Origin of the sequence: Actinoplanes awajinensis subsp. mycoplanecinus (assembly GCF_001509495.1) — a bacterium.
In the GTDB taxonomy this organism is placed as follows: domain Bacteria; phylum Actinomycetota; class Actinomycetes; order Mycobacteriales; family Micromonosporaceae; genus Actinoplanes; species Actinoplanes palleronii.
On the sequence record NZ_LLZH01000057.1, the window covers coordinates 1 to 8591 of the forward strand.

Consider the following 8591-nt stretch of genomic DNA (forward strand, 5'->3'; position numbering starts at 1 on the left):
AGCCACCACTGCGGACCCTCCCCGCCCCGCCAAAGCCCAACGCGGACCGCCACCGCCCCTCCAGCAATGAACGAGGACCGCCACCGCCCCCGCACGACGGGCCGCACCCAGCTCCTGGCGCCCCAACCCCGGCCGCGTTGTCCACAGGGGCTGGAAACCGCAGTTCACCCCGCAGATGCTGGAACCATGTCCGGAACTCTCCTCGATCCGCGCACCGCCTACGCGTTCCATGACCTCCTCATCCGCCAGGACGGTTTGATCACCTGGCAGCAGGCTCGGCAGTTCCTCAGTGAGAAGGCCGTCCGCCACCGCATCCGCTCCGGGCGCTGGACCCGGATGCACCGCGGGCTCTACCTGGCCCACACCGGCGCCCTCACCGAACGCCAGCACTGGTGGGCGGCAAGCCTCGGCGCCGGCAACGGCCGCCCCGCTCTGCTCGCCGGCGTCTCCGCCCTGCACCTGCTCGGCCTGCACCAATCCTCCTCGGCACGCCCCCGGCCGCCCCGCCCCCACTCCCCGGCCTCGCCGCCGGAGACGTACGAGCCGGTGCACGTTCTCGTGCCCGACGCCCGTCCCGACCGCAATCCCCCGCCGGGCGTGATCGTGCATCGCACCCGCCGGCTGTGCACGGCGGATTCCTGCCCGACCGTCGCACCGCCCTGCACCACCGCCGCCCGCTCCGTCGTCGACGCCGCACAGTGGGCGTTCACCGACACCGAGGCGATCGCCCTGATCGCCTCGGCTTTCCAGCAGCGCCTGGTCAGCGAAGCGCAGATCCGTCCGGTGCTGGCCCGCATCCCCCGGCTGGCCCGCCGCCGCCTGATCGAGACGACCGTCACCGACGCCGCGGGCGGCTCCGACTCCGACTACGAGATCGAGTTCTACCGCCTGTGCCGCCGGGCCGGTCTGCCGCACCCGGATCGGCAGCGAGCCCGCACGGACCGTTTCGGGCGGCGGCGGTACTGCGACGTCTACTTCGACCCGTGGCACCTCCAGGTCGAGATCGACGGTTCGCAGCACATGGAGGTCCGTGACTGGTACCGGGACATGCGCGCCGCCAACGAGGCCGCGATCCACGGCACCCGGCTGCTGCGCTTCCCGGGCTGGGCGATCCGGCACCGGCCCGCCGAGGTCGTCGCGGACGTCCGCGCGGCCCTTTACGCGGCGGGCTGGCGCGGCGAGCCCCCAGCCCGCCGGGCCGCCTGACTGAAACGGGTGAATCTCGGGCCGGGTGGGGTGGGACGGGGTTTACCGAGGGGTCGCCGACGGGTATGCGCACGGCGTCGTTGACCTTCCCGGAGGGACACCTTGACCGAGCCGCACGTCACCCTCGATCCGCAATCGCTCAACCCGGTGGAAGAGAAGCTGCGCGGTCCGCTGGAGGACCAGCTCAGTTCCGCTCTCCAGGCCGCAACCGTGAAGATCCAGCAGCGGTACGCCGGTGAGAGCGTCGACCAGGTCACCTCGATGCTCCTGGACCAGGCCAAGTCCGGTCTGCACCCGGACATCGCCGCGGGCTTCCACCCGGACCACGAACAGCTGCGCCACGTCGCCGAGGAGATCGTCGCCCGCTCCTGACGAGCGAAAGACGAGCAAAAGACGAGCAAAAGGCGAGCGAAAGACGAGCGAAAGACGAGCGAAAGACGAGACGTGGGTGTGGCATCCGGACACCCGGACTCCACACCCAACTATCGAGAACGGCCAGGCGCCCGCAGGGTCAGGATCAGGTCGACAACCAGGGCGCTCCACCCCGTCTGGTGCCACGCGCCCAGCCCGGCTCCGTTGTCCCCGTGGAAGTACTCCGGGAACGCGACCAGATCCTTCCAGTCCGGGTGGACCTGGAAGAGCTCGGTCGCGCCGTAGATCGGCCGGTGCCCGTCGGCGTCCGGGACGAACAGCGCGATCAACCGGGTGGCCAGGTCGTCGGCGACCTCGGTGAGCGAGACCTTCGTCTGTGATCCGGTCGGGTACTCCACCTGCAGGTCCTCGCCGTAGAACTCGGCGAACTCCCGCAGCGCCTCGACGAGCAGGTAGTTGACCGGCATCCAGACCGGGCCGCGCCAGTTGGAGTTGCCACCGAACAGCCCGCTGGTGCTCTCGGCCGGCTCGTACCCGACGGTGAAGTCCGAGCCGCCGAGCGAGACGGTGAACGGTTTCTCCAGGTGGGCCCGCGACAGGGTGCGCAGACCGTACGGGGAAAGGAATTCCTCGGGGTCCAGCAACCGCGCGAGAATCCGCAACAGCTGGTCCTGGCCGACCATGCTGAGCAGTTGCTGGCGGCGGCGGTCGGTGCCGCCGAGGCGACGGGCGCTGATGATGTCGCCGTAGTCGGTCTGGTTGTGCAGCATCCAGCGGACCCGCGCGTTGACCTCGGGCAGCCGGTTCAGCGTGTCGGAGGTGAGCCGGGTGGTGGCGGCGAGCGGCAGCAGACCGACGATCGAGCGGGCCTTGAGCGGCACCTTGTGCCCGTCCGGCAGGCGCAGCACGTCGTAGAAGAAGCTGTCCTCCTCGTCCCAGAGCCCCTGCCGGTACGCCGCCTCGGCGATGTACGTGAAGTGCTCGAAGAACTTGGTGGCCATGTCCTCGTAGGACCGGTCGTGCAGGGCCAGGATGATCGCCATGTCGAGCAGGTTGAGGGCGTACATGGCCATCCAGCCGGTGCCGTCGGACTGTTCGAGCACGCCGGCGACCGGCAGCGCGGCCGAGCGGTCGAACGGGCCGACGTTGTCCAGGCCGAGGAAGCCGCCCTCGAAGACGTTGTTGCCGCCGACGTCCTTGCGGTTGACCCACCAGGTGAAGTTGAGCAGCAGCTTGTGCATCACCTTGGCCAGGAAGTCGTAGTCCCGGGCGCCGTCGATCTCGAAGACCCGCAGCGCGGCCCACGCGTGCACCGGCGGGTTCACATCGGCGAACGACCATTCGTACGCCGGAATCTGCCCGTTGGGGTGCATGTACCACTCGCGCAGCAGCAGGAGCAGCTGCGACTTGGCGAAACCGGGGTCGACCCGGCTGATGCTGACACAGTGGAACGCCAGGTCCCAGGCGGCGTACCAGGGGTACTCCCACGGGTCCGGCATGCTGATCACGTCGAAGCTGTTCATGTGCCACCAGCCGTTGTTGCGCCCGTAGCGCCGGCCCGGTGGCGGTGGCGAGTTGGCCGGGTCGCCGATCAGCCACTGCTTCACGTCGAAGTGGTAGAACTGCTTTCCCCACATCAGCCCGGCGATGCCCTGCCGGGCCACCGCCGTCTCGTCCGGGGTGGCGGCGGCCGGGATCACACCGGCGAAGAACTCGTCGGCCTCGGCGAGCCGGTCGCGCATCACCGCGGTCCAGTCCTCGCCGAGGTCGAGCGGTTCGGCGGGCGCGTCGGTCTGGCTGAGCCGGAGCCGGATCGTCCGGGTCTCCCCGGCCTCCAGGGTGAGCTCGTAGTGCAGGGCGCCCTTGGTGCCGACCCCGGCCGGGTTGACCGACGGCAGGTCGGAGATCAGGAAGTCGTTGATCCCGTCCTTCGGGTACGGGCTGCGCCCGGGCAGTCCCCACAGCCGCTGCGAGTTGGTCTCGTTGTCGCAGACCAGCGCGGGCGGGGCGCCCTCGGCCTCGAGGGTGATGTACCCGATCGAGCGGTGCCGCCCGGCGATCCGCCCGGGGGTGCCGGTCAGCGACGGGATCGGCCGGTTCGGCAGCCCCCAGGACCAGGTGTTGCGGAACCACAGGGTGGGCAGCACGTGCAGGGTGGCCGGGTCGGGTCCGCGGTTGGACACGGTGATCGCCACGCACATGTCGCGCGGGCCGGCCTTGGCGTAGTCGACGGTCACCGCCCAGAACCGGTCCTGGTCGAAGATCCCGGTGTCGACGAGCTCGTACTCGCTCTCGGTGCGGGAGCGCTGGCCGTTGACCCGGACCAGCTGGTCGTACGGAAATTCTGTCTGGGGGTAGTGGTACCGCCACGTCATCCACGAATGCGTGGGCGTGGAGTCCTGGTACCACCAGTAGTCCTTGGCGTCCTCGCCGTGGTTGCCGCCGTCGCCGCCGAGGCCGAACATCCGTTCCTTGAGGATCGGGTCCTTGCCGTTCCAGAGGGCGAGGGCGAAGCAGAATGTCTGCCGGTCGTCGCAGACCCCGGCCATGCCGTCGTCGTTCCACCGGTACGCCCGGGAACGTGCGTGATCGTGCGGGAAGTAGTCCCAGGCCGTCCCGTGCTCGCTGTAGTCCTCGCGGACCGTGCCCCACGCCCGCTCGGAGAGGTAGGGACCCCAGGCGCGCCACGGCTGCTCGCCGGAGTCGGCCTGGTCCAGCCGATCCCGCTCCGACACGTCCGCTCTCACCATCCCCACCATTTACGACCCGGAGTCGATCACACTGAGACTGTCATGGTCTGGTGTCAAGTGTGTCGGCTCCGCCGATTCTTACCCATGGTCGGAGGTCCACACTCGTGTCCCCCGTGCGCCCGATCACGTTCGGACCGCAGGTATGTACCGATCTCGCCGCCGGAGCGACGAAAGAGTGGCTGGTGGCCGACGGTGTCGGCGGTTATGCCATGGGCACCGTCGCGGGCCTGCGGACCCGGCGCTATCACGGTCTGCTCGTGGTGGCCGGTCTCACTCCGGCGTCCCGCATGCTGGGCCTGGCCGCGCTGGACGCGGTGGTCACCCTGCGGTCCGGCGCGCGGGTCCGGCTGGGCTGCCACGAGTGGGCCGGCGGCGCGATCGAGCCGCAGGGCCACACGCTGCTGTCGAGCTTCGCGCTGATCGACGGGGTGCCGCGGTGGCGGTGGCGGATCGGCGCCGTGGTGATCGAGCGGGAGATCGCCGCGGTGCACGGCCGTCCGGCGGTCGCGGTGGTGCACCGGCTGATCGCGGGCGGTCCGGTGGATCTGGCCGTGGAGGCGCTCTGCACCTGGCGGGACGCGCACGCCGACCGCTCCGGGTTCGCGCTGGCGACGACCGCGACCGCGGACGGGTGTGTGGTCGAGCAGGCGTACCGGATCGCCGGGCCGGGCTTCGCCTCGGCCGGCGAACTCTTCCAGGCGGTTCGCTACCGGGAGGAGGCGGCGCGCGGTCTTCACGATCAAGAAGACCTTTGGTACGCGGGGAGCTTCCACGCCGCCCTCACCCGCCCCGGCCAGGTCGCCGAGATCGCCGCCTGGGCCGGTGACCTGGACGATCCCCCGCCCCCGGCGGTCACGGCGGTGGACGCCGCCCGGGCCCGCAACCGGGCCGTGGTGGCCGCCGCAGCACCCGCCGACTCCACCGAGGCGGCCCTGGCGCTGGCCGCCGACGCGTTCGTGGTGCGGACCCGGACCGGGCCGGACGTGGTGGCCGGCTACCCGTGGTTCGGTGCCTGGTCCCGGGACACGATGATCGCGTACGAGGGCCTGTTCCTCGCCACCGGCCGCGCCGAGCTGGGCCGGGAGTTGCTCCGTTCCTACGCCGCCACACTGTCGGAGGGCATGCTGGCGAACACCGCCGACACCGGCAGCGTCGAGTACAACACCGTCGACGGCACCCTGTGGTTCCTGCACGCGACCGGCCGGCACGTGGCCACCACCGGCGACACCGACCTGGCCGCCGAGCTGCTGCCGGCCCTGACCGCCGTCATCGAGCACCACCTGGCCGGCACCCGGTACGGCATCGTCGCCGACCCGGTCACCGGCCTGCTCACCCAGGGCGCCCCCGGTGAGGCGCTGACCTGGATGGACGCCCGGGTCGACGGGGTGCCGGTGACCGCGCGGGCCGGCCAGGCGGTCGAGGTCAACGCGCTCTGGATCAACGGGCTGGCCAGTGTCGGGGCGCTCGGGTCGGCGGCCTTCGAGCCGCTGCTCGGGCGGGCTCGGGACAGCTTCGCGCGCTCGTTCCGCTCGCTGTCCGGGATGCTCCAGGACGTGGTCGGTGATCACACGTTGCGCCCCAACCAGCTGTTCGCGTGGTCGCTGCCGTACGCGCCGCTGCGCCCGGACGCCGCGGTGCTCACCCGGATCGGGGCGGCGCTGCTCACCCCGATGGGGTTGCGCAGCCAGGCGCCGGGCTCCACCGGCTATCACGGCCGGCACCGCGGGACGTCCGCGGAGCGGGACACGGCGTACCACACCGGGACCGTCTGGCCGTGGCTCACCGGTGCGTACGCCGGCGCCTGGCACCGCCTCGGCGCCGAGGTCCCGGACGTGTTCGCCGACGCCGAGGCCCACCTCACCGAGTACGGCCTCGGCTCCATCTCGGAGACCGCGGAGGGCGACGCCCCGCACGCCGGCACCGGCTGCCCGTTCCAGGCCTGGTCGGTGGCCGAGCAGCTGCGCGCCCGGAAACTCTGAGGAACCGGTATCGCACCCGATCCGCAACCAGCAGGCTCGATCATGGTGACCATGGAACGTTTCCGGCCCGGGGCGTGGCGGCTCTGGCTCGCCGTGGTCGTCACCTGCGCGCTGCTCCGGACGCTGGGGCAGCTGCTCGGCGCGCCGTTCCTGGGCTACGAGATCCCGTACCTGATCATCACCTGCTCCGCGCCGCTGATGATCCTGGCCGGCATCCGCCTGCACCGGCCGGCCCGGCCCGGCGGCTGGATCACCCTGGCGGTGGGCCAGGCCGCCTACGCCACCGGTGACGTGCTCTTCAGCTTCGACGTCTGGAGCACCGGGAGCATGGCCGAGCCGACCCCCGGCGACGTGTTCTACCTGAGCAGCTACGTGCTGACCGGCGCGGCCGTACTGACCTTCATCCGCCGGCGCACCCCCGGGTGGAACCTCGCCACGGCGGTCGACGCGCTGGTGGTCGCGCTCAGCAGTGGCCTACTGACCTGGGTGTTCCTCGTCGAGCCGGTGGCCAGTGACTCGACCCTGCCGATGGCGGCGAAACTGACCGAGGCGTCGTACCCCATCTTGGATCTGATGCTCTTGATCCTGGCCGTCCGGTTGGTGCTCGGCGCGGGCGCACGCACCCCCGCGCTCCACCTGCTCTTCGGCTACCTCGGGGTGATGTTCGCGGCCGACACCGCCTACGCCGTGGTCGGCCTGCTGGGCGGGGAGAACACCACCGAGCCGTTCACCGGCGGGCTCTGGGTGGTCTCGCTCGGGCTGATCGCCGCGTGCGCGCTGCACCCGAGCATGCGGGACTTCGACACCCCCAGCCACACCGCGACCCCGGACGCCACCCCGGCCCGGCTGACCGTGCTCACCTGCGCGGTGCTGATGGTGCCCGGCCTGCAGTTCGTCCTGCACGCGATCGGCAAGGACCTGAACGTGCCGCTCGCCAGCGCCGCCTGCACGGTGATGTTCCTGCTGGTCATGGCGCGGATGGCCGGCCTGGTCGCGGCGCAGCGGCGGGCCGCCGACACCGACGGGCTGACCGGGATCAGCAACCGCCGGCACTTCGAGGAGACCCTGGCGAGCGAGTGCCGCCGGGCCGCCCGGGCCGGTTACGGCATCGGCCTCCTCATGATCGATATAGACCACTTCAAAAAAATCAATGACACGTACGGCCATCCGGCCGGCGACCGGGTGCTGAGCGAGCTGGCCCGGCGGCTCTCCAGCGGGAACCGGGCCGGCCTGCTGCTCGCCCGGTACGGCGGGGAGGAGTTCATCGCGCTGATCCCGCACGTCGGCGCCGGCGAGCTGCCGGCGATCGCCGAGCGGAACCGGCTGGCCGTCGCCGAGCTGCCGTTCGCGGCCACCGACCAGACCCTGATCACCGTGACCGCCTCGATCGGCGCGGCCTCCGCACCCGGCCACCTCGCCGACCCGGCCGAGCTGCTGCGCGCCGCCGACCAGGCGCTCTACGCGGCGAAAGCGGCCGGCCGCAACCGCGCGGTCGTCGCACCCACCGTTCACACCCCGGCAACCGCTCACGGTTAGATTCGTCCCATGCCCGCCTCCGATTACGTCCGGAACCTCCGCGCCCGGGTCGGCCCCGAGCTGATCATGTTTCCGACCGTGTCCGCGATCGTGCTCAACGACCTCGGCGAGGTGCTGCTGCACCAGCGCAGCGACACCGGCCAGTGGGCCCTGATCGCCGGCATGATGGACCCGGGCGAGCAGCCGGCCGACGCGGTGCTCCGCGAGGTCGAGGAGGAGACCGCGGTCCGCGTCACCATCGAACGCCTGGCCGGCGTCCTGTCCCACGACATCACGTACCCGAACGGCGACCACTGCCAGATGGTCAACATGTTCTTCCGCTGCCGCGCCATCGCCGGCGAGGCCCGGGTCAACGACACCGAGTCCCTGGCCGTCGGCTGGTACCCCGTCGACGCGATGCCGGACATCAGCCCGTTCGCCCAGAAGCTGCTCTCGGTAGCCCTGGACGACAACGCCCCACCCTATTTCGCCACCCCAGGCGAGGGCGGCTTCTAAATTTGCCCCACCCCGGGCGACAGCCCCCAGCTGGCTCTCACGGCCGCTATGAGCCGCATTAACGGCCACCACAACCAGCCAAACCAACCGGGCTGGCCCTCACGGCCGCTATGAGCCGCTGTAACGGCCACCACAACCAGCCAAACCAACCAGGCTGAGCTTCCCCTCGTAACGTGGAGACATCGCCTTAAAGGATTGGTGATCGGCGATGGCGGAGACACGACGAAGGTTTGATCAGGACTTCAAGGATGGT

At 70.9% G+C, this 8591-nt stretch carries 6 protein-coding genes; 5 read left to right on the plus strand and 1 reads right to left on the minus strand.

What is annotated here, in order from left to right:
• Positions 1-186: 186 nt before the first annotated feature.
• Together ADL15_RS10165 and ADL15_RS10170 are read left to right on the plus strand one after the other, a co-directional pair.
• On the plus strand, positions 187-1206 hold the full coding sequence (locus ADL15_RS10165; protein WP_067687625.1) for a type IV toxin-antitoxin system AbiEi family antitoxin domain-containing protein: 1020 nt from the start codon (positions 187-189) through the stop codon (positions 1204-1206).
• Positions 1207-1308: 102 nt separating this feature from the next.
• Entirely contained in the window at positions 1309-1578 is a 270-nt protein-coding gene (locus tag ADL15_RS10170) for a hypothetical protein (protein WP_067687626.1), read from the plus strand.
• A 110-nt stretch (positions 1579-1688) separates the two neighbouring features.
• Here ADL15_RS10170 and ADL15_RS10175 read toward each other — a convergent pair whose 3' ends face one another.
• Positions 1689-4328 (minus strand): MGH1-like glycoside hydrolase domain-containing protein, encoded by a 2640-nt coding sequence (locus tag ADL15_RS10175; RefSeq protein WP_157441282.1) that lies wholly within the window; start codon positions 4326-4328, stop codon positions 1689-1691.
• A 113-nt stretch (positions 4329-4441) separates the two neighbouring features.
• Between ADL15_RS10175 and ADL15_RS10180 the strand changes: the two genes are divergently transcribed.
• The 3 genes from ADL15_RS10180 to ADL15_RS10190 are packed head-to-tail and all read left to right on the plus strand — an operon-like array spanning position 4442 to position 8338.
• On the plus strand, positions 4442-6307 hold the full coding sequence (locus tag ADL15_RS10180; RefSeq protein WP_067687632.1) for an amylo-alpha-1,6-glucosidase: 1866 nt from the start codon (positions 4442-4444) through the stop codon (positions 6305-6307).
• A 51-nt stretch (positions 6308-6358) separates the two neighbouring features.
• Positions 6359-7843 (plus strand): GGDEF domain-containing protein, encoded by a 1485-nt coding sequence (locus tag ADL15_RS10185; protein ID WP_067687634.1) that lies wholly within the window; start codon positions 6359-6361, stop codon positions 7841-7843.
• Between the two features lie 9 nt (positions 7844-7852).
• Entirely contained in the window at positions 7853-8338 is a 486-nt protein-coding gene (locus ADL15_RS10190; RefSeq protein ID WP_067687630.1) for an NUDIX hydrolase, read from the plus strand.
• The last annotated feature ends 253 nt before the right edge of the window (positions 8339-8591 follow it).